This is a genomic window from Bacillus sp. FSL W8-0629, from assembly GCF_038593225.1.
Taxonomy (GTDB): domain Bacteria; phylum Bacillota; class Bacilli; order Bacillales; family Bacillaceae; genus Bacillus; species Bacillus altitudinis.
In genome coordinates, this window is the sequence record NZ_CP151975.1 from 2,250,012 (window position 1) to 2,270,119 (window position 20,108).

The following is a 20,108-nucleotide window of genomic DNA, read 5'->3' on the forward strand; positions in this document are numbered from 1 at the left end:
TCCTCCTTTTCACACTTGTTCCATTAGTTGATACATTGGTAAAAGAATAGATAAATACACAATGAGTATAAGAAATGCTGTTAAGCCATAGATGACAGGCTGCAGCCATGAAACCCATTTTTCAATTTTCAATTCTGCATTCTCTAAAAGAAATTGACTATATGTGTACATCTCTCTTGCTAGCATCCCACTTGCTTCCCCATGCTTAATGACAGCCGCAAAATGCCTTTCGAAAAAAGGAGACCGGCTTATTTGATGTTCCATACTCTCACCTTTTCTTAACTCCCCTATCATTTGTTCAGACATTTCTTGAAGGAAAGGTAAATAGGTCTGCTGTTTAAAAGCTTGCAAACTTTCGTAAATCGATAACCCAGCTTGAAGAAGTCCGCTTAGCTGAAGGGAAAAAAGATACGTATGCATCAGCTGCACCCCTTTAAATACCACCGGCAGCCTGCTAATGACTTTCAGTTTCTCAAGGGTCGATTTTTTCTTAAAAAAGAGCTCATAATATCCAAAAAGACAGATGCATATACAACCGATCATAAGCAGCAAAGCGTGTAGGAATTGGAAGAGGCCAAACATCCCTTGAATCAGCCATGTCATGCTTGTATTCATAGATGAATATAATAAAGAAAATTGAGGGACGATCATTTGCTGAACAATGATGAGCACAACAAAAACCGTAAACATAAGAAAAATCGGATATCGTAACATACGCTTGAATGTGTCAACCTGCATAATTTTTTTCTCTAGAAAACGGGCGCTTTGTTCAAGAGCTCGCGCTAGGCTGCCATGTTTCTCTGAAAAACAAAGAATAGCGACGGCTTCCCGCTGAAAATGAAGTCGCTCAAGTACAACGTAAAAAGGCTCCCCTTCAAGCAGCCACTGAATGCCTGGCGTTAATCGCTGCTGCTGTTTTTTTGATAACTGAATATTCACCATCGTTAGTGCATCAACCAATGTATATCCAGCTTGAATCAACTGAGCCAGTTTCGATAAGAATTCAGCTTGTTCTTTTTTAGACCAGGGTTTAGAGGTTCGCTTCTTCATAAACCCAGCGATGATATGTGCTTTTTGATAAATAGCCGAGTGCCACTCCTTTCCGAATTAACCTTTGCAGTGTTTCGTATGACGAATGAGCGTATTCTCCTTTTGCCTCTTTGATACACTCACCAAGCTCCTTTCCGTAAAGCAATTCAAATACATTTGTTCGTCTGACTGGCCGATTTAGTTTGCAATAAAGCTCACACGTTTCGCCGCAAAATGGACATGCGAGTTCGATTAACCGCTGAGCAGCAATAGCAACCATTGTTTGTTCGAGTTCATTCACCGTCACACCAAATTCGAGCATTCGATAAAGAGCTCCTTTTGCATTCTTTGCGTGCAATGTGCTCATGACTAAATGACCTGTCAAAGCTGCTCTAATAGCTGTTCTGGCTGTTTCCGCATCTCTTATTTCTCCAAGCACAATCATATCTGGATCATGTCTTAAAATAGCGCGTAAACCTGCCGCATACGTGATGCCAGCTTTTTCATTTACTTGAACCTGCAGCACTTCTTCATTTCTTGTTTCCACAGGATCTTCAAGGGTAATAATATTCCGATTAAAATGTTTTTTGGCAAACTGAATCAATGAATAAAGTGTTGTCGTTTTCCCTGAATTTGTTGGTCCTGTAAATAAAATGAGCCCATGCGAATGATTCAGAAACGATAATAATCTCGTTGAAGCCTTCGGGAACAGTGACAAATACTTTGTTTTCGGCACATGATCCTGCGGTAAAATCCGAATCACTAGACTTTCATCATTTACAGTTGGTAGTGTAGAGAGCCGAACAAACACTTGACCGCGCCTTAACATCACAGCCAATGAACCATTTTGTGGTCTCCTTCTTTCACCAATATCCATAGAAGATAAAAATTTGAAATGAGCAATGAGCCGCTCTCCGCTCTTTTTGTCAATGATCCGCTGCTGAATGAGGTCAGCGTCTACACGAAAAGAGACTGAAGCTTCCTTTTCTCTCGGAACAATATGCACATCAGATGCTCTCATGCGGCACGCCTCTTCTAGCAGCTCTTGCCCCAAATATTCAATACCATACAAGTGGTTCACTCCTTTCAGTGACCATATTGTATGATGGCGGAACGTGCCTGACAAAAACGCATTTCATGATTTTCATGACTGAAAAGGTGTGAAAATGTTCAATTTGAGGTGTATTTCATCTATAAATAACAGAAGGACATATCAAAAAATTTGACTTTTACAACAGCGGGTTCCATTCAGAGGAGAAAATAAAAAAGAAGTGCTATTGGCACCTCTTTTTTGATGATCATTTCATTTGGTTCTTTCATTATGGATGATCTGTTACAAGGAGGTGTCTCCAAATTTAATCCTCCTTAATAGATTACTGATTTGAAGATAAAGAATATCCTTTCGTGTCTGATTTATGGATAAAAAAAGAGACCAAATCTGTATGCGAATTGGTCATCTCATTCATATGCTCATTATATTGTTTCTCCTTGTCAACAGATCCGTTACTTTTACTAGTAACATTTTTTGGTTCACGTTGCTTCTTGCTGCTGCTCTTCAAAGATACGAAAGCCTCTTTTTTCTAAAGCTTTTGCAAGGCTGTGTTCAGTATTTACTTTTGAGAAATCAATGCCGAGTTTCACTACAGTTTGAGCGATTTCTGGGCGAATGCCTGATATAATCGTCTCAATTCCTAGCAACTTCGCACTATCAACCACTTTAAACAGCTGATAAGCAACCATCGTATCAACAACGGGAACGCCAGATATATCAATAAATAAATGGGTTAGACGCAGTCTAGATGCCTGTTCTAGTACTGATTCCAAAATGATTTTCGCCCGGTACGTATCAATTTCACCAATCAGCGGCAAAATACCGATCTCTTTTGAAACTGGAATAACAGGCGCACTAAGCTCTTGAATCATTTCTCTTTGTGCATTAAGCTGATTGATTGTCACGCGGTCATACTCTTCTGATAAACGCGCAATCATATCATCAAATGTAGCGTGAAAATGCTGATTCCAATCGCACACATCTTTGAGTGTCACTTCAAGCTCCGTTTGTTGTGTAAAGGTCTCAATTCTGGAACAAAAAATGTGGCGGAACACCTTAAATTGTCCGATGATTTCATATAAAGGTACTTCATGAACAGCTCGATCGCGGGCAATATCAACTGACCACTTTTTTAGATGGTCTTCTACTTTATCTGATAGCGTGACTAACGTTGCTGCAATCGTTTGGATAAATGCTGTGTTTTGTTCTTTCAGCTTCTTTTCTGTCTCCTCTGAAGCATGTTTGGAATATAATGAGCCTTCTTCTGTTCTTGTTTTCAGCCATTCTTCGGTCATGACAGGGGCTTCTTTAAGAATAAATTCATATAATTGCTCAGATTTTTCATTTTTCATTTCTGTCGTTCGCTCCTTTTTCACTTACAACTAGTGACAACCAACTTTTTATGTATAAATGACCGCAGATGGTGAACAATAGCATTACACGTTTCATATTGGGCTATAGCCAAGTGGTAAGGCAATGGACTTTGACTCCGTGATCGTTGGTTCGAACCCAGCTAGCCCAGTTCAGCACAAAAACGAAGACGGCTGAAACATCATTCAGCTGATCTTCGTTTTTGATTAGGAAACCGATTGATGAATCGCTTTCTTTTTTGAAATTTTCATGAGTTCCCCTGGATTATAGCCGACCACTAATTTATTTCCATCAATGATAATAGGTCTCCGGAGCAGCTTTGGTTTTTCAATGAGAAGCTGAAGTACCTCATTTACTTTTAAATCATTAATATTTAAATTTAAGCTTTTAAAAGCTTGGCTTCGAGTAGCTAAAATTTCATCCATTCCTTCTGTTGTTAAGGACAGGATTTTTTTCAATTCGTCAAGTGTTGGCGTTTCTCTGAAAAGGTGACGCTCTTTAAAATCAATTTGATTCGCCTTTAACCAATGTTTTGTTTTGCGGCAAGACGTGCAGCTTGGGTATGAATAAAAAGTAATGTCACTCATTAGTCTTCCTCCTTAGGTCGTTAACCTTTTCTCTTATGGACTAAGTACCCTCATGCATTTAGGCATAAACACTTTTTCATCACTTTTTCATCACTTTTTCAAAAAAATTTTTTCTAACGAAAGAACGAATGTTCACACGTTGTCAAAAATGTAAATGTTTACATAACAAGTGATCATCAGCTATAATATGAATCAAAGGGGTTTTTTAAGGGGAGGGAAAGAAATGAATCGCATGTTCCGCGTTCTTGGGTTTTGGACGGGTATTTTTGCTGTCATGTTCTATTTAGGACATATGAAAGATGCATCCTTGCTGTTCTTCGGTCAAACCGTTCTTTTTGTATTTTTATCCTACTTGAATTTATCCGAAAGAATGTATATTTACATTTTCGGAGCGTACTTGACGATTTTCTTTGCCGGATTTACATATTATTCGATTTTCATCATGGTTCCCGGTACCGGACATTAATAGAAAAAAGCATCTCCTTTGAAAGAGATGCTTTTTTCGTGCGTGCTATTATAAAGAAAACCCATTGATAAACGGATTTTGCTCCTGTTCTGTAAGCACAGTTGTTTCCTCGCCATGTCCACTTAACACAAGAGTTGATTCTGGCAATGACAACAATTTGTCATGTATCGATTGAAGCAGCACGTCTTGATTACCGCCCGTTAAATCAGTTCTCCCGATACCGCCTTGGAATAAAGTATCACCAGAAATCACAAATCCCTCTTCCGCTGAATAGTAAGACACACTGCCAGGTGAATGACCTGGTGTGTGGAACATTTCTAATGTAAACGATCCAATTTGAAGAGGTCCTTCTGACGTAATCAATTGTTCAGCTTCTTTGACCGTAATTCCGTTACCAATTAGTCGAGCTGAACCGTTTAGCTGAGCATTTGTCAGCCATTCTTTTTCCTTTTCATGGACATAAAGCGGAATTCCCCATTCTTGACGCACCTCATCTGCTGCACCAATATGATCAAAATGGGCATGTGTCAATAAGACAGCAAGTGGTTTCAGCTGTTTTTCTTTCACATAAGAAATTAGCTTTTGCGCTTCGCCGCCTGGATCAAAAATTAAACATTCTCCCTGTTCATTTTTCCAAATATATGCGTTCGCTTGCACATAGCCTAGCGGCATTCTTCTCCAATTCATTTTCATCACCTACTACTTTTTTCATTCTTTTTTATTATGAAGGCTATTCAATAAAAATTCAAACAATCGTCAACTTGAATGTACTCGACAAGCTTTATGAAAACGGTTAAAATGAAAAGAAAGGAAATCAAGGGGATTGATGACAAAGGGGGACTTTCATATGATGCTCGTCATTATTTTTGGTCTAGTCACGATTTTAGCCGCTCTCGGCATCTATCGCTCACTCAAAAAAGTGAACGTACTGGCCATTGCTTTCGCTGGCGCCACATTTTTGGTTTTTGGATGGTTTACCGTCATGACCATCATCTATAGCGGTTATCCAACTGCACATTAAAAGCCTGCAATTAGCAGGCTTTTTCTATTGATTCAAATGTTTATTCACGCTTTCTAATTTGCTTGAAAGGGTGGTCGTTTGATCTCTTCTGTCATCTATGCGGATATTGGTTGCTACTCGGTGTAAACCCTTTTCAAATGGAGCTTCATGAATACGCTGAATGACCTCAAATAAAACGGATAGCTCCCCTTCAATTAATGTATTCATTGGTGTGAGCTGATATTTGATTTTCCCTTCTTGTTGAAAGCCCTCTAACAATCTTTGTACGTCTGCTACATATGCACTCACGCTTGGTGTCTCAGTGCCTATTGGAATGATGGTGACATCTGCTATCGCCATGGTTCTTGCTCCTTTCAATGACATCCAATTTCTTTCTCGTTCTCATTGTAACCCATCGCGATTCAAAAATGCCATCATCATGTGGCGTGTAAGCTTGGTTTGTCCCGTTCTATCGTCAAATCTGCTCTCTCTACCTTCCCAATATTTGTGAAAAGGAGCAAGCATATACCTGAAATAGCCTCTATCAGTCCTCCTGCTGCAATGACATAACCTGAACCGAATAACGTCGCCATATAACCACCAATGAGAGCGCCTAACGGTATCATTAAATAAGAGATCATGTTAATAATCGCATACACTTGTGGCTGATCCTCCGCTTTTACTGACAATTGAATCATTGTATGTTCAGGTACATTGACTGCACTGATGGCTGCACCTAAGGCAAATGCAGATATAAACACAAGTGGTAATAAGGCATTCATCCCTGTAATGAAAAATGCAATTCCATCAACGATCCCTGCCCCGATAAACAACAGACCGTATCGATTCACTTTCACCTTTGTTAAAACGAATCCCATCAAAAATGCACCTAATGCCGTGGTCACTTTGATGAATGAATATACTACTGGTCCACTATGTAAATCTTCTGTTAAATAAATAACCGACAATGCCTCCCACGGTGCCGCAGCAAAATTGGAGCAGACACAAAAAATGGCTAATGGAAACAAAATATGATGACTTTTCACAAGTGAAAATCCTCTTATTAATCGTTTTCCGTATGATAATCCTTTTTTTCCTTTATCCATGATCGCTTCCGTTTTATATGTAATCAGCAAAACCAGCAAAGCGGACATGAGGTAAAGAGGAATAATCACAAGCATTGTATATCCTACCCCTACAAATGCAATCATGACACCACAAATCGTCACAGTCACAAGCCTGACCACATGACTGGCTGATTGAATGGTTGCATTCGCCTTTTGTATCACATCTTCATGCACAAGCTTTGGAATAATGGACACCGAAGCTGGTTCATAGGAACCACCAGTCGCTGAATGCAGCAACATACCGCCAATGATGAGTGCCAAAGGAGAAAAATCATAAAAGTAACTGACCACAATCACAAGTATAATCGCCGCCCGAGTTAAATCAGCAAAGCACATCCAAAATTTCAATTGATGCGGCTTCATCATTGGGGTAATAAACGGCCCAATAATGGCTTGAGGGACAAAACTAACGGCAATAAAAAATGCTGTTCCAATTGCTCCTTTTCCCCCTAGCACTAAAAGCCACAAAATGGTGTTAAAAGATAAACTATCAGCAGTAATTTTACACATTTTAGAAACAAATAGATAAGTAAAATTCCGTTTCCACAGGCTTTGAGCATTCAATCATCGACATCTCCCTAATTCATATCCTTTTTTTTACATCCACTCTTTCACAATAGCTTACAGGAATGCTCTCGTCAATCACATCAGCACGGTTTTTATTGACCATAAGAAATTGATTGGTTTGAAAATGATTGTTGACAAAGGGCGAAAATGAACTTAATTTTAGCCCTTTGTCTTCTTTTCAGTGTGATAGAAAACCTTTGCAACCCTAGGAAGGATGAGTACTGGCGCGGAGCGAATTTCCCTTTCGTGAGCACCGGCACGCAGGACTGACAAAGAATGCGAGGGTTTGTCTACACGCTGAAAGCACCGATTAGGTGCTTTTAATACTTACATGCTTCCCACAATAACCGCTTTGTTTTTTCATAGATCGAATCAAATTGACTCATAGAAAGCGGGTTCTTTCCTCGCCCAAGTTCCACCGTATATCCCTCACTTTTACATTGATAAATAAACCAATCACGATAACCTGCATAGCTATCAAGATATTGAATCGCTTTGTAACCGCTCACCCGTTCTAACCGTTCGACCGTCTCTTTTGAAATGGCCGGTTCGTGGCCAAGAAAACCCCAGTATATCTCTTCTCCTTGTGTATGAAGGGCAATCAGCCGGTCAAAGCGTTTTCGTAAGGCGAGATGTGCCATTGCTTTCGCTTCTGGTTCTGTTAACGGCTGATGCCCTGGGAAATCCCTATAAGACGGTGCCTTCGGCTTATTACGATAATATTCGATTTCCCAATAAGCAGGAAATTGATTGTTTAAATCAATTCCTCGAATATTCGCCTTCCATTCTCGATAATCGGAAAATCCACCATTTAGCGGCGCGAACTCCTCACGGCACAACCCTAAAGATTCTGGACCATTGCGAACCAAATCAACACCGTCTGGATTTACCATCGGGACAATAGACAAAGCAGTGGTCTGCAATATACGAACCGCTTCATGATGTCTTGCTTGCACTGGGTCCGAGGCCGCTAAACAAAGTGATTTAAGCCATTTTAATAAAACAGAGGTCGTGATCCATTCATTTGCATGAAAAGAGGCATTAACATGTATGGAATGTAAATGTTGTAAAGGCTCCGTACGGATTTCATAAATGGGTCTATCAAGCACTGATTGACCAATCACACTCATCTGAAGAAAAGGAAAAACAGCTTTCAAATATTGAAGCTCCCGTTCTAAGTGAGCGCTATCATATTCAAATGTTCCGCTGATCCAATCATCTGATTGCTGGAGCCGGTAAGGCGCAATGAAGCTTTGCACCTCACCTACCGATTGAAATGAATGGGTCCCTTCTGGAAGTCTATACCCCGGTAAAAGGAGGTGCTCCGTATTTGACTGGTTGGACAAACGGAAAGCTTCTTTCCCTATACCAAGCTGCTTTGCCACATCCTCCTTCCTTGCCTCATCCAGATGCCATTCAATTGTGCCAAACGACTTTTTCATTTACATCCCTCCCCTCTCACACTATATGAACCAGTAAGTAAAAAAAGAAAACCTCTGCATGTAAATAGCAGAGGTTTTCTTTTAAATTAAGACGCCTTTTTTAGCTCAGTGTCATCTTCTTTTTTAGATGGTGAATGGTCCGAGTTGTTTCGGTCATAAAATCTAAGGAGATCTCCATAGATAATTTGATCAGAGAATTGAAGCTCTTGTTTTGCCTTTTCTTCATAAGACTGACAACCAGACTCATCTTCTCTCGGCTCACCCGTTTCTTTGTTGTAGCACACACCAGCTGTAAAAACACTGTCCTTCGTAATAAAACTTCCATCTCGAAGCACTGTGAAGTCATTTGTATCTTTTGATAATAGGTCATGACCAAATTGAATTTGCTTGCTTGTATCGATTCCTAGAAGGTTCATGACTGTTGGACGGATATCTACTTGCCCGCCAACTGTATCAATCTCTTTTGGATGTTTATCCGTGATACCAGGAATGTGTACAACAAATGGTACTTTTTGAAGCTGAACTTCTTCAAAAGGTGTAATGTCTTTGTTTAAGAATTGTCCCATTGCTTCGTTATGGTTTTCAGAAATCCCGTAGTGATCACCATATAACACAAAAATGGAATTATCGTATAACCCTGCTTCCTTCATTTTTTTAAAGAAAAGCTTTAGTGCCTCATCTTGATAACGCACTGTAGGGAAGTATTTGTTCAACGTTTTGCTCTTTGAGTCATATTCATCAATGAGCTTATCTTCTTCATCTAAGTCAAATGGAAAATGGTTCGTTAATGTAATCAATCTCGTATAGAACGGCTGCGGGATCGTTTTCATTAAATCTACTGACTGCTCAAAAAACGGACCATCTTTTAGTCCCCAGCCAACTGAATTTTCTTCATTTACATCGAATGATTTAATATCAAAAAATTTGTCGTAGCCAAAGCTGTCATAGATCAGGTCACGGTTCCAGAAACTTTTGTTATTCGCATGAATAACAGAAGAATGATAACCTTCCTCTTTTAACAACTCAGGTGCGGCTTTGAACTCGTTGCTTGGATTTGTGAAAAATACAGCTCCTCTTCCAAGCGGATAGAGTGAATTATCAACAATAAACTCTGAGTCGGATGTTTTCCCTTGACCCGTTTGATGATAGAAATTACTGAAATTGTAGCTTTTCTTGATCAATTTGTTTAAGAACGGCGTGATCTCTTTCCCATTCAATTTTTCATTGATCACAAAGCTCTGAGTAGACTCAAGCGATACTAAAATGACATTTCGTCCTTTTGCTTGACCAAACGTCTTTTCATTACGGTCTGTTTGATTTGCGCTTACATAGTTTTCAATTTCAGTTAAGCTATTGCTGTCGGCAAGTGCTCGCTGAGCGGATTGCTTCGATTGCAGAACCCCATCATAAATATGGAAGTTATATAAGCTGATGTTTTTCACTAGCATCTCACGGTCAAATGAACGAGTTAACAGCTCTGGTCTTTCTGTTTCAGCCAAACCAAGGTTAAAAAAGAAAGTGGCTGCCACAAATAAATAATAAGCTGCACGTCCCTTACGTGAAATCGTTACATCTGTTCTAAAGGAAGGCTGTTTTTTATAGAGCCAAATTAAAATGATGATATCAACAAACATCAGAAAATCAACTGGTTCAATTAAAGAGGTAATACTTGACCCGAGGTCACCCATATTGTTTGTTTGAAATAGGACGGGGATGGTTAGAAAATCACTGTAGAATCGATAAAATACAATGTTAGCTAACAAAATAAATGTCAGAACAAAACTCGTCACGATGATATATCGATTGCGATTTTTTTCTTTAAAGAATAAACCGATACCGAAGATAAACAAGAGAAAGCTAAGCGGATTAATAAACAGGATAAATTCCTGCATGAAATTTTCAATTTTGATATTAAAACTAGATTTATAGATAACATAGGTTTTCACCCACATTAACAAAGTCGCAATCAGTAAAAATGAAATCGCCTTTAATCTTTTCTTTCGCATTGTAACCTCCTTATGCTAAAAACGCACTCAGGTTAGGGACATCCCCAATTATTGGTGCTTCTTCAAAAATAACTAAAGTATATCTTATCCTGTCTATGATGGAAAATCAATGTCTTTTTCCCCATGACAAACTTATGAATATGCTAAACATTCAATTTCATGCCTATCTATCGCTGATTTTAATAAAAATGACATCATTATGACATTTTTGTTCAAGACAGCCACTTGTTTTTTGCCATCCATGCACCGCCGATCACGCCTGCATCGTTTCCTAGTGAGGCAATCACCACTTCAACATCCTCAGCACATGGAGGAAAGGCATGATGCTTGACGACACGCTCTACTTTACTGCGAAGAAGCTCGCCCGCTTTAGATACACCGCCGCCAATGACGATTTTCGTTGGGTTTAAGGCACTGGCTAGATTCGCAAGGACAAGACCAAGATGGGTTGTTACTTCATCTACGACATGCATCCCAAGTTCGTCTCCGTTTTCTGCTGCCTCAAATACATCCTTTGCAGACAGCGAAGTAAGTGAGCCAAGTGATGATGTATGGCTCTTTGTTTGTAATGTATCTTTTGCGATTCGGACGATACCTGTGGCAGACGCAATGGTTTCAATACAGCCTGTTCTCCCGCAGTTACATGGTGCTCCTTGAAATGGAACGGCACAAATATGACCAATTTCTCCACCAGCACCTGTTTCGCCTTGAACCACTTCTCCATTGACAATAATACCGCCGCCAACCCCTGTGCCCAGTGTAACCATCAGGATGTTTTTGGCGCCATCACCTGCACCCTTCCACATTTCACCGAGTGCAGCAATGTTCGCATCATTTTCGATGACAGATGGAAGTCCTGTCTCTGCCTCTAAATGGTCTTTCAAGGGATAGTTTGTCCAGCCCAGATTCGTTGTTTTATAGACAATTCCGGATACTTTATCCACTGGTCCAGGTGCCCCCATACCGATCCCAATTAGGGCTGATTTCGGCATGCTGATCTCAACTAGTTTATGGTCAATTGACTTGGCAATGTCGACTGTAATTGTCTGCCCAGATTTATCCGTAGGAATCTCCCACTTATGCTGAATTTCACCATAAAGATTAATAAACGCAAGCTTAATTGTCGTACCGCCAAGATCAACTCCTACAAACCAATCCCCTGTCATATGTCCTCCACCTTCACATTGTTTTTCGATTTAATTTGGCTAGTTCCATTTGAAGGATGGTCATTGCGTTTGACCATTCAGTTCGATCGATGATGCCCGATGTGTACATTTCCTTCAATTCATCTGCCATAAATTCTAATTCCACTTCACGATCTCCGAAATACACGTAATTTCCAAATCTCATGAGCAGCTGCTGTACATCATATAACGTTTTCATTATTTTCACCATTTCTCTAAATCAACAGATAGGATAAGCGTATTCATAAATACGCTTTCAGTCAAGTCATTCAACGTGTTTGAGTGTTTTCAATATATTGTTTCAACTTTAAAAATTGGTCATTTTGCGGATCTTGTTTTAATGCTTTTTCGATGAAGTCGTCTGCTTCCGCTGTCTCGCCTTTTTCTACATACAACAACGATAAGTGATACAATTTATTCGGCTCATTTGGATCTTTTTCAAGCGACTTTTGCAAATACTCAATGGCCTTGTCAAGATGTCCAAGCTGTGCTTCGGAAAGCGCATATATATGAAGTGCTTCAGCTGAGGCATCCTTTTGCTTTACATATTCCTCTAGACGCTGACTTGCTTCGCTATAGTTCTTTTCATCAAATAAACTCGCTGCCTCGCTAGTTGCCGCCGCTTCTTTTTGATCGTCTGAATGAAACCCTGTATACAATCCAAAGCCGCCAATAAGGAGGAGAAGAAAACTAGCAAGAAGCATTTTGACAGGCTGAAACTGTTTAGGAAGACGGACCGCTAAAGCGGCTAAAAATCCCCCAGCGAGCCCCCCAAGATGCCCTGCATTATCAATCCCTGATACAGTGAAACCTATCCCTAAATTGATGAGGATAATCACAATAATATTTGTCCCCATTGTACGAAAGAAGAGCTTCCGGTTAGAGATCGCTAAATATAGCAATGCGCCTAAACAGCCAAAGATCGCACCTGATGCTCCTGCTGCGATGGCTGTATTAAACACAAAGCTCGCTATGGAGCCAAAGATGCCGGAAACTAAATAAATCAGCAAAAATCTTCCTGAACCATAAATTCTCTCAACAGCCGCTCCAACGGACCAAAGAGCAAATGTATTAAAGAGTAAATGCGTCAAACCAATGTGTAAAAACATAGGTGTCACAAAACGCCACCATTCACCCTCTAAAATCAGCACATTATTTTTCGCACCGAATGCTGTTAAAGTGGCTGTATTGGTACTTCCACCAGATAATTCGAGTAAAAGAAACATCACCACTTGAACTGCGATTAACAAGTAGGTAAAAATCGGTCTGCCATTTTGAAAAACGGCCCGTTCTTGTTCACGCTGCTTTTCCTGATCTTGAAATGCCTGAAGCACGTTCATTTTAAGCTGCATCACATCTTCGGCTGTATCTGCCTTCGCCTCTTCTACATCAATCGAAAGTGATGTATTCAGCCATTTTTGCAGCTCGTGTCCATCGTTTTGAAGGGTTTCTTCATTCAGTAAAACAGGTGTCACCGTCACCTTTTGTTGTTTTTGCGGTTGACCGTTTATGTCTTCCCAATCATCTACTGGATGATCAGCTGTAAATTGTAGCTGCAGGAGATGAAGAGAACGTTTACGCATGGCTTCTCTCAACTGATTCATCCGAAAGGCCTGCTCTTCCATATCTCGAACGATCTCCTGTCTAAAATTCACATCTCTTCTATAGAGACGGATGAGATCATATCCTGAGTTTCGTGGTGCTTCAAAAAAGATTTCATCTTCTGGGTACGGACTTTGAATCATCTCGTATCCTTTTTGTCTGAGTTCATCAATCACTCGCCAAAATAGACTATCTATGACATTCATTCATTCGCGCTCCATTTTTTACATTATTATAGCAAGAATTACTCTTATACGCATTTCTCATCAAAAAAATCCCGGCTTTTGCGGGATTAGAATGCTTGGCGAATAAATTTCGTCCGAAAATATGGGATTTTCATCAGCCATTTAATAAAAAAGTGACGCACTTGGTTTTGACCTAAGATCAAATTCATGAGCCGATAACGATTTTGCACAAGAACGAATGCAAACAGTGTGAACACAATGCTCCAAATCATTTTATTCATCATATTCCCTCCTATGTTCGTATCGTGGCTTAAATAGGATTTGTTTATGCATGAACCATCATTTTTATCGCTGACAATGGCGCGTCTTTTATTAATCAGTTTTCACAGCCTAATCCCATGTTCTTTTGATTGAATATAAAACTCTTCTCCATACTCTGTTTGAAGATAAGCTACATCAAATTGTTGAAGGTCAATCAAATCCTTGAACGTATGAGGCAGTTTACCATTCCACTCTAACTCTTCGATCTTATGCGGGAAGTTGTGATCGTTTGGATTTGGTGTATGGATATATACTGCGTCTAATGCAGGATCTTGTTCGTAAATACTAATCCATGTTTGATATGGCTTTTCAAAACCTTCAAGCAGCTTGAGTGTTCTATTGTACAAGGCGACATGAGCTTTAATATGCTCTCTTCTTATTTTCAAGCTATTTTTCCCAACACCCCAAAAATCAAGATGGGTATGAAAAAAATCGAACCAATAATCATGATCAAGTTGTAAGTCAAAAGTATTCACTTCCTCCCACAAATTACGGAAGTATCTTTTCTTTCCTCGAAATTTTTTCAATATATGCCTCCTGCTAGCTAAAATGCCATGAGCTAATGAAACGATCTCAACACAAAAAGCCCGTTTTTGGACAATGAGCGGGCTTTCACTTTTGATATAACGTACCTTTTTCACTGACAATCATAGACACCGGTATGTCGTGCGCTTCAGCCGGAATATGCCTCGTCTGCTGTAAAGACAAGCAAAGGGCAATGGTTACGCCGTGGTAGTCCGCTAAGTAGCGATCATAATAGCCCCCACCAAACCCAATCCGGTAACCACGTTGATCGAAGCACACCCCAGGGACAATGATCAAATCAATGGCTTCTTTATGTACAACTGTAGCCTCAAGAGGGTCTGGCTCCATTAGTCCAAAGTAGCTGGATGTCATCTTTGTTTCAGGTGTATATTCATAAAACACCATCTCTTTTGTTTTCGGAAAACAGGTGGGAATACAAACTGTTTTTCCTTCTTCCCACGCTTTTTCAATCAGAGGCATTGTCGGTATTTCTTTTCCCCTAGACATAGTCAAAGCAATCGTTTTCGCCTGTTTCCATTCTGACAGCTGCAGCACGTGTTCATGAAGTAGAGAAGCGTGGCGATTGAACTCTTCAGCGCTTATCTGATCAAGCATGGCCAATGTTTGAAGGCGGAGCTCCTTTTTCATACAGGTTCATCTCCCATCATAAAAAAACAGCAGGAAAATTCCCTGCTGCTTACTTTGTTTCACGATGTAAAGTTTGTTTTTTATCACGTGAGCAATACTTTTTGAATTCAACGCGATCTGGATTGTTTCGCTTATTCTTTTTAGTAATATAGTTACGCTCACCGCATTCAGTGCAAGCTAGAGTAATATTTACGCGCATGTTTTTCCCTCCAAACTAAAATCAATTCACATTCAGACCTAACTATAATACCACTTCTAGCTAAGGAATGCTAGAATGTTTTTTCACCAATTTCATTTTTCAATGCATTCCACCTGCATCCTGATCCATATTGTCTGGTCATGTGATGAAAAATCGCCTTCTCCCCTATAAAAACACGTTCTTTGTCGTACTGTATACATGAGAACCCCCTCTTTGTTCCACAGCTTTTTTTCATCTGATCCGTCTTCTTTTATTTTAACAGCGGGCAAGGTTTTCATACTTGGTTTCCCTATAAAAAGAAAAATGATGAAAAAAAGGTGATTTTTTCAGCAATTCCTTTTGAAACTAGCTTTTTTATGGTATAAAAAAGAAGGGTCGAAAACTGTCTGAAACAATCATGAGAGCCTTTTTTGGCTTTCAGCATTAAAATATGAATAAAAGGTGATGAAACATGGAAATTGCAATTATCGGATTGCTTGTTGTCAGTATTGTACTGATCGCATTCTCATATTTTCAAAGAGAGCCGATTAAAGAAGTCGAACAGGAACTTGAAACACTTCAACTATCTGCAATGCAAGAAATCTATAAACTGAAAAAGAAAATGAAGGTTCTTGAAGAAGAATTGCTTGAAACAAACATCGTTGTCCGCAAGCATTCAGAAATTGATCCATCTATTGCAAGACAAATCATTTCAAAGCATCAAAATGGCATGTCTCCTGAGGCGATTGCGCGCGCTGAGCATGTATCTGTAGAAGATGTGAACATGATCATTAAAGACAACGAGAGGGTGCTTGTATGACGAAAAAAAGCATCCAAACGTTTGCAGCAGGTATGATTCTTGCAACTGGTGTTCTGGCGATCGTCTTTTTCCTTACTGGAAAAGATGAAGCGGCAGCTGATTCTACAACAAAAGAAACCCTCGCAGCGAAAGTGACAGACACTGACGTGAAAAATTACTTAGACTCTAAAAAAGAAGTCTCCGTCAGCCGTGAAACATATCAACAACTTCTTGATTATAAAGAAAAAGCGCTGAAAGCAAATGAAGACGGCGATTCTCAGAACGATAAACAAACAACGGACAAGCCAAAAGGCAAAACGGTTAAATTCGTGATTAAAAACGGTATGAGCACAAGTGATGTTTCAGACATGCTTGAAAAGGACGGAATCATCAACTCGTCTAAAGATTTTAATGATTACGTGATAGACGCAGGCTACCATAAAGAAATTCGTGCCGGCAAATTCAATTTAAAAACAGGTATGACATTTAAACAAATTGTCAAAGCCTTAACAAAATAACATCAAAAACCCCCCTGGCGGCATTGACCTCCAGGGGGGTTTTTGATTATCCAAATCGTCCTGATATATAATCATTTGTTCTTTGATCATTTGGCTCTGAGAACATCACATTCGTATCATTGACCTCAACAAGCTCGCCCATCAAGAAGAACGCTGTTCGGTCTGATACCCTTGCCGCTTGCTGCATATTATGCGTCACAATGGCAATCGTATATTTCTCTTTCAGTTTCATGATTAATTCTTCAATCTTTAATGTTGAAACAGGATCAAGCGCAGATGTTGGTTCATCCATTAATAGAATATCCGGGCTTGTGGCAATGGCTCTTGCGATACAAAGACGCTGCTGCTGACCGCCGGAAAGACCTAATGCAGGCGCACTTAATCGATCTTTCACTTCATCCCAAAGGGCAACATCACGAAGCGCTTTTTCAGCGATTTCTTTCAATTGCTGCTTGCTCTTCACCCCGTGAATTCTTGGCCCGTAGACGACATTATCAAAGATAGATTGAGGGAATGGGTTTCCTTTTTGAAAGACCATCCCGACGTTTTTACGCAGTTCCACTAGATCGACACGGCCTTTTAAAATATTGTCACCGTTATACATCATATCCCCGGTGATTTTCACACCTGGCACTGTTTTGACCATGAGATTTAAGGTCTTTATAAATGTTGACTTTCCGCAGCCGGACGGACCGATAATCGCTGTGACCTCATGCTCTTTAATGTCTAAATCAATATGCTTCAGTGCGTGATGCTGTCCGTACCAAAGGTTCATATCATTCACACGAAACACTTCTTTTTTGGCTGTTTCAGTTGCTACTGCATTCATCAAAATCCACCCGCCTTATCCGAATCGACCATTAATATAGTCTTCTGTTTTTTGCTGCGCAGGACGTGTAAAGATACGTTCAGTCGCATCGTATTCCACTAGATCACCGTTCAGGAAAAAGGCTGTATGATCAGATACACGTAACGCTTGCTGCATATTGTGTGTGACAATGACAATCGAATAATCATGTTTTAATTCCGATAATAGTTCTTCAATTTTTGCATTTGAGATCGGGTCTAAGGCAGAAGCCGGTTCATCTAATAAAAGCACGCTAGGTTTCATCGCAAGGGTACGTGCAATACAGAGGCGCTGCTGCTGGCCGCCTGATAATGATAAGGCAGAGCGGTGCAAGCGATCTTTGACCTCATCCCATAGCGCTGCCTTTGTTAAACTTTCTTCTACCGCATCATCAAGCACTGATTTCCTTTTTTCACCCGCATATTTTAGCGCATGCGTAATGTTGTTGTAGATGGATTTAGGAAATGGATTTGGCTTTTGGAAGACCATCCCGATTTCTCTTCTTAAATTCACCACATTAATACGGTCATCCAAAATATTTAACCCTTCGTACATGATCGCCCCTTCACTTCGTGCACCTGGAATTAGGTCGTTCATGCGGTTAATGCTGCGTAAAAAAGTCGATTTTCCGCACCCTGATGGGCCGATTAATGCAGTAATTGCATTTTTTTCAATTTCAAATGAAATTTGATTGACTGCTCTTTTTTCACCATAATAAATACTTAAATCCTGCACCTGTAGAATCTGTTCCGCTTGAAGTGGAGCCTTTTTTGCTGCAATCTCTTTTTTTTCTGCTAGCATTTGAACCATATCCCCTTCACACCTCTCACTATTTATTTTGACGTAAGCTTCTTATGAATAAATGAACCAAGCCATCTAGCTGCTAAGTTGAATACTAATACAGAGAGCACAAGTACGGCTGATGCACCATTTGCAATGGCCTCTGCATCTGGAATAATCCCCTGTGTATTGACGTTCCATATATGAACGGCTAATGTTTCTGCCGGTCTAAAAATATTGAGTGGTGACGTATCGGAGAAAGGACTCCAGTTTGTAAAATCAAGACGCGGTGTTGAAAGGCCTGCTGTGAAAAGAAGAGCAGCCGCCTCACCGAAAACTCTTCCCGATGCTAAAATTGCTCCAGTTATAATGGATGGAATCGCACCTGGGATCAGAACCGTCTTCACTGTATGCCACTTTGTCACACCGAGCGCAAGCGATGCTTCCTTTTGATCCTTTGGTACAGATCGAAGTGCATCTTCTGTCACCCTGACCATCACTGGCAGGTTAAAGACAGTCAGCGCAAGGGCTCCTCCGATGATCGTATAGCCCCATCCTGTTAAATTAACAAACATCAGCAAACCAAACATACCGATGACGATCGATGGCAGAGAGGATAACACTTCAATACATGTACGAATAAAATCGGTTACTTTGTTTTGAGGTGCATATTCTGCCATGTACACCCCGCCGCCCACGCCAAGAGGCACGGTAAACAGCATCGTAATAAATAAAATGTAAAACGAGTTAAACAGCTGATCCCTAATACCGCCGCCAGAGCCAATCGCACTTGAGCGGGTAGTCAAAAAGTCAAAATTTAATTCTTTGGCACCGTTGAAGATGATATAAGAAAATAAGCCAACAAGTATCGCCGTAATAATGGCGGCACATAATCCAAAAACAATTGTGGCAAAACGATCGGTCATTTTGCTATTCATTAAATCTTCCTCCTAGATGACAAGTATCTGATAATGAGTATGAACATAAATGATACAACTAGAAGGACAAGTCCCATTGACCAAAGTGTATTGTTTTCAACACTTCCATACGTTGTATGTCCCATGTTTAACGTAATAATGGTTGTTAATGTACCAGCTGTGTCCATAATACTTTCTGGTAGATTACGCGTGTTTCCAATGACCATCTGAACGGCAAGGGCTTCTCCAAATGCTCTTGCCATTCCAAGCACGACTGCTGTCATTAATGTCGGAAGCGCTGCCGGTACAAGAACACGTCTGATCGTTTGCCATCTTGTTGCGCCTAATGCATACGATCCCTCACGTAAACTTTTTGGAAGTGAAGCCATTGCGTCAGTTGCAATGGATGTAACAGTCGGCAAAATCATAATAGAAAGGACAATCGTTCCTGCTAAAACACTGTGCCCTGAACCGCTTGACTTAAAATGTCCAATAAACGGCACCAATACTGTAAGACCTATGAATCCGTAAACAACGGATGGAATCCCTACAAGCAGTTCAATCACTGGCTGGAGAATTTTCCGTCCCCATGCAGGTGCAATTTCTGTCATAAAGATCGCTCCTGCGATGCCTAGCGGTGCTGCTATGAGTGCTGATAGAAGCGTGACAGCGATTGATCCAAAGATAAATGGAAATGCGCCGTATTGCGGATTTTCTGCTGTAGGGTTCCAATTGATACTGGTTAAGAACTCAATTGGGCTTACACCATTTACGATGAAAGATTGTAAACCCTTAATGCCAAGGAAGATTGTGATGGCAATTGATACAGCAATCATTAAGAATGCGCAAAATTTCACCAAAATACTTCCTCTTACTTCATCCATTTGCCTATTTTTTTTCGAGCTGATCAGTCGATCGCTCGCTTCTGTATGTTCTATCTGTTTCATCTTTTTCTACA

General features: G+C 40.2%; 24 protein-coding genes and 1 tRNA gene. 5 read left to right on the top strand and 20 right to left on the bottom strand.

Annotated elements, in window-relative coordinates; translation table 11 throughout:
- Positions 1-9 precede the first annotated feature (9 nt).
- The 3 genes from comGB to NSQ17_RS11575 form a co-directional block, all read right to left on the bottom strand.
- Positions 10-1,050, bottom strand: a complete 1,041-nt coding sequence (gene comGB / locus NSQ17_RS11565; protein WP_024718840.1) for a competence type IV pilus assembly protein ComGB — start codon at positions 1,048-1,050, stop codon at positions 10-12.
- Entirely contained in the window at positions 1,031-2,101 is a 1,071-nt protein-coding gene (comGA, locus tag NSQ17_RS11570; protein ID WP_058336648.1) for a competence type IV pilus ATPase ComGA, read from the bottom strand. Before comGA ends, comGB begins: the two co-directional genes overlap by 20 nt.
- A 458-nt stretch (positions 2,102-2,559) precedes the next feature.
- The gene (locus NSQ17_RS11575; protein WP_035390819.1) at positions 2,560-3,432 is read right to left on the bottom strand and encodes an STAS domain-containing protein; all 873 of its coding nucleotides are present in this window, start codon (positions 3,430-3,432) and stop codon (positions 2,560-2,562) included.
- A gap of 99 nt (positions 3,433-3,531) precedes the next feature.
- On the opposite strand from NSQ17_RS11575, the gene NSQ17_RS11580 reads away from it, so the two are divergent.
- Positions 3,532-3,602 (top strand) — tRNA-Gln (locus tag NSQ17_RS11580).
- A 55-nt stretch (positions 3,603-3,657) separates the two neighbouring features.
- Here NSQ17_RS11580 and NSQ17_RS11585 read toward each other — a convergent pair.
- On the bottom strand, positions 3,658-4,038 hold the full coding sequence (locus NSQ17_RS11585) for a Spx/MgsR family RNA polymerase-binding regulatory protein (protein ID WP_007501232.1): 381 nt from the start codon (positions 4,036-4,038) through the stop codon (positions 3,658-3,660).
- Between the two features lie 223 nt (positions 4,039-4,261).
- On the opposite strand from NSQ17_RS11585, the gene NSQ17_RS11590 reads away from it, so the two are divergent.
- On the top strand, positions 4,262-4,504 hold the full coding sequence (locus NSQ17_RS11590; RefSeq protein ID WP_003217440.1) for a DUF2626 domain-containing protein: 243 nt from the start codon (positions 4,262-4,264) through the stop codon (positions 4,502-4,504).
- A gap of 48 nt (positions 4,505-4,552) precedes the next feature.
- Here NSQ17_RS11590 and NSQ17_RS11595 read toward each other — a convergent pair whose 3' ends face one another.
- A complete protein-coding gene (locus tag NSQ17_RS11595; protein ID WP_017357989.1) occupies positions 4,553-5,191 on the bottom strand; it encodes an MBL fold metallo-hydrolase in 639 nt (212 codons plus the stop codon).
- A 160-nt stretch (positions 5,192-5,351) separates the two neighbouring features.
- Between NSQ17_RS11595 and NSQ17_RS11600 the strand changes: the two genes are divergently transcribed.
- Positions 5,352-5,525: a DUF2759 domain-containing protein gene (locus NSQ17_RS11600; protein WP_003217333.1), complete on the top strand. Its 174-nt coding sequence runs from the start codon at positions 5,352-5,354 to the stop codon at positions 5,523-5,525.
- Between the two features lie 24 nt (positions 5,526-5,549).
- On the opposite strand, the gene NSQ17_RS11605 is transcribed toward NSQ17_RS11600, so the two are convergent.
- The 11 genes from NSQ17_RS11605 to rpmG all read right to left on the bottom strand — a co-directional run bounded on the left by NSQ17_RS11605 (position 5,550) and on the right by rpmG (position 15,310).
- Positions 5,550-5,864, bottom strand: coding sequence for an MTH1187 family thiamine-binding protein (locus NSQ17_RS11605; protein ID WP_017367597.1), 315 nt, complete (start codon positions 5,862-5,864; stop codon positions 5,550-5,552).
- Positions 5,865-5,941: 77 nt separating this feature from the next.
- Positions 5,942-7,195, bottom strand: coding sequence for an MFS transporter (locus NSQ17_RS11610; protein WP_025207623.1), 1,254 nt, complete (start codon positions 7,193-7,195; stop codon positions 5,942-5,944).
- Between the two features lie 323 nt (positions 7,196-7,518).
- Complete coding sequence (locus tag NSQ17_RS11615) at positions 7,519-8,640, bottom strand: M14 family metallocarboxypeptidase (RefSeq protein WP_342467443.1); 1,122 nt, start codon at positions 8,638-8,640, stop codon at positions 7,519-7,521.
- A gap of 86 nt (positions 8,641-8,726) precedes the next feature.
- Positions 8,727-10,646, bottom strand: coding sequence for an LTA synthase family protein (locus tag NSQ17_RS11620; protein WP_025207626.1), 1,920 nt, complete (start codon positions 10,644-10,646; stop codon positions 8,727-8,729).
- A gap of 212 nt (positions 10,647-10,858) precedes the next feature.
- Positions 10,859-11,812, bottom strand: coding sequence for an ROK family glucokinase (locus NSQ17_RS11625; RefSeq protein WP_008342319.1), 954 nt, complete (start codon positions 11,810-11,812; stop codon positions 10,859-10,861).
- Positions 11,813-11,825: 13 nt separating this feature from the next.
- Complete coding sequence (locus NSQ17_RS11630; RefSeq protein WP_008342322.1) at positions 11,826-12,029, bottom strand: YqgQ family protein; 204 nt, start codon at positions 12,027-12,029, stop codon at positions 11,826-11,828.
- A 70-nt stretch (positions 12,030-12,099) separates the two neighbouring features.
- On the bottom strand, positions 12,100-13,638 hold the full coding sequence (locus NSQ17_RS11635; protein WP_268360751.1) for a rhomboid family intramembrane serine protease: 1,539 nt from the start codon (positions 13,636-13,638) through the stop codon (positions 12,100-12,102).
- Positions 13,639-13,724: 86 nt separating this feature from the next.
- Positions 13,725-13,898 (bottom strand): hypothetical protein, encoded by a 174-nt coding sequence (locus tag NSQ17_RS11640; protein WP_017367602.1) that lies wholly within the window; start codon positions 13,896-13,898, stop codon positions 13,725-13,727.
- 102 nt (positions 13,899-14,000) lie between these two features.
- Positions 14,001-14,465: a hypothetical protein gene (locus tag NSQ17_RS11645; protein WP_061419592.1), complete on the bottom strand. Its 465-nt coding sequence runs from the start codon at positions 14,463-14,465 to the stop codon at positions 14,001-14,003.
- Between the two features lie 85 nt (positions 14,466-14,550).
- On the bottom strand, positions 14,551-15,111 hold the full coding sequence (locus NSQ17_RS11650; RefSeq protein ID WP_047945468.1) for a 5-formyltetrahydrofolate cyclo-ligase: 561 nt from the start codon (positions 15,109-15,111) through the stop codon (positions 14,551-14,553).
- 49 nt (positions 15,112-15,160) lie between these two features.
- The gene (gene rpmG / locus NSQ17_RS11655) at positions 15,161-15,310 is read right to left on the bottom strand and encodes a 50S ribosomal protein L33 (protein ID WP_008360061.1); all 150 of its coding nucleotides are present in this window, start codon (positions 15,308-15,310) and stop codon (positions 15,161-15,163) included.
- Positions 15,311-15,761: 451 nt separating this feature from the next.
- Here rpmG and NSQ17_RS11660 point away from each other — a divergent pair, with 451 nt between their 5' ends.
- Both NSQ17_RS11660 and NSQ17_RS11665 read left to right on the top strand, forming a co-directional pair.
- Positions 15,762-16,109, top strand: a complete 348-nt coding sequence (locus tag NSQ17_RS11660; protein WP_003217285.1) for a hypothetical protein — start codon at positions 15,762-15,764, stop codon at positions 16,107-16,109.
- A complete protein-coding gene (locus NSQ17_RS11665) occupies positions 16,106-16,606 on the top strand; it encodes an endolytic transglycosylase MltG (protein ID WP_008342335.1) in 501 nt (166 codons plus the stop codon). Before NSQ17_RS11660 ends, NSQ17_RS11665 begins: the two co-directional genes overlap by 4 nt.
- A 46-nt stretch (positions 16,607-16,652) precedes the next feature.
- Here the strand turns inward: NSQ17_RS11665 and pstB (NSQ17_RS11670) are convergent, their stop codons facing one another.
- From pstB (NSQ17_RS11670) to pstC, 4 genes are read right to left on the bottom strand one after another with little or no spacing between them, the layout of a single operon-like run.
- Positions 16,653-17,435: a phosphate ABC transporter ATP-binding protein PstB gene (gene pstB / locus NSQ17_RS11670; RefSeq protein WP_017367606.1), complete on the bottom strand. Its 783-nt coding sequence runs from the start codon at positions 17,433-17,435 to the stop codon at positions 16,653-16,655.
- Between the two features lie 15 nt (positions 17,436-17,450).
- Positions 17,451-18,254, bottom strand: coding sequence for a phosphate ABC transporter ATP-binding protein PstB (gene pstB, locus NSQ17_RS11675; RefSeq protein WP_008342339.1), 804 nt, complete (start codon positions 18,252-18,254; stop codon positions 17,451-17,453).
- A 32-nt stretch (positions 18,255-18,286) separates the two neighbouring features.
- Positions 18,287-19,171, bottom strand: a complete 885-nt coding sequence (gene pstA, locus NSQ17_RS11680; protein WP_007501259.1) for a phosphate ABC transporter permease PstA — start codon at positions 19,169-19,171, stop codon at positions 18,287-18,289.
- A complete protein-coding gene (gene pstC / locus NSQ17_RS11685) occupies positions 19,171-20,097 on the bottom strand; it encodes a phosphate ABC transporter permease subunit PstC (protein ID WP_017357999.1) in 927 nt (308 codons plus the stop codon). Before pstC ends, pstA begins: the two co-directional genes overlap by 1 nt.
- Positions 20,098-20,108: the final 11 nt, after the last annotated feature.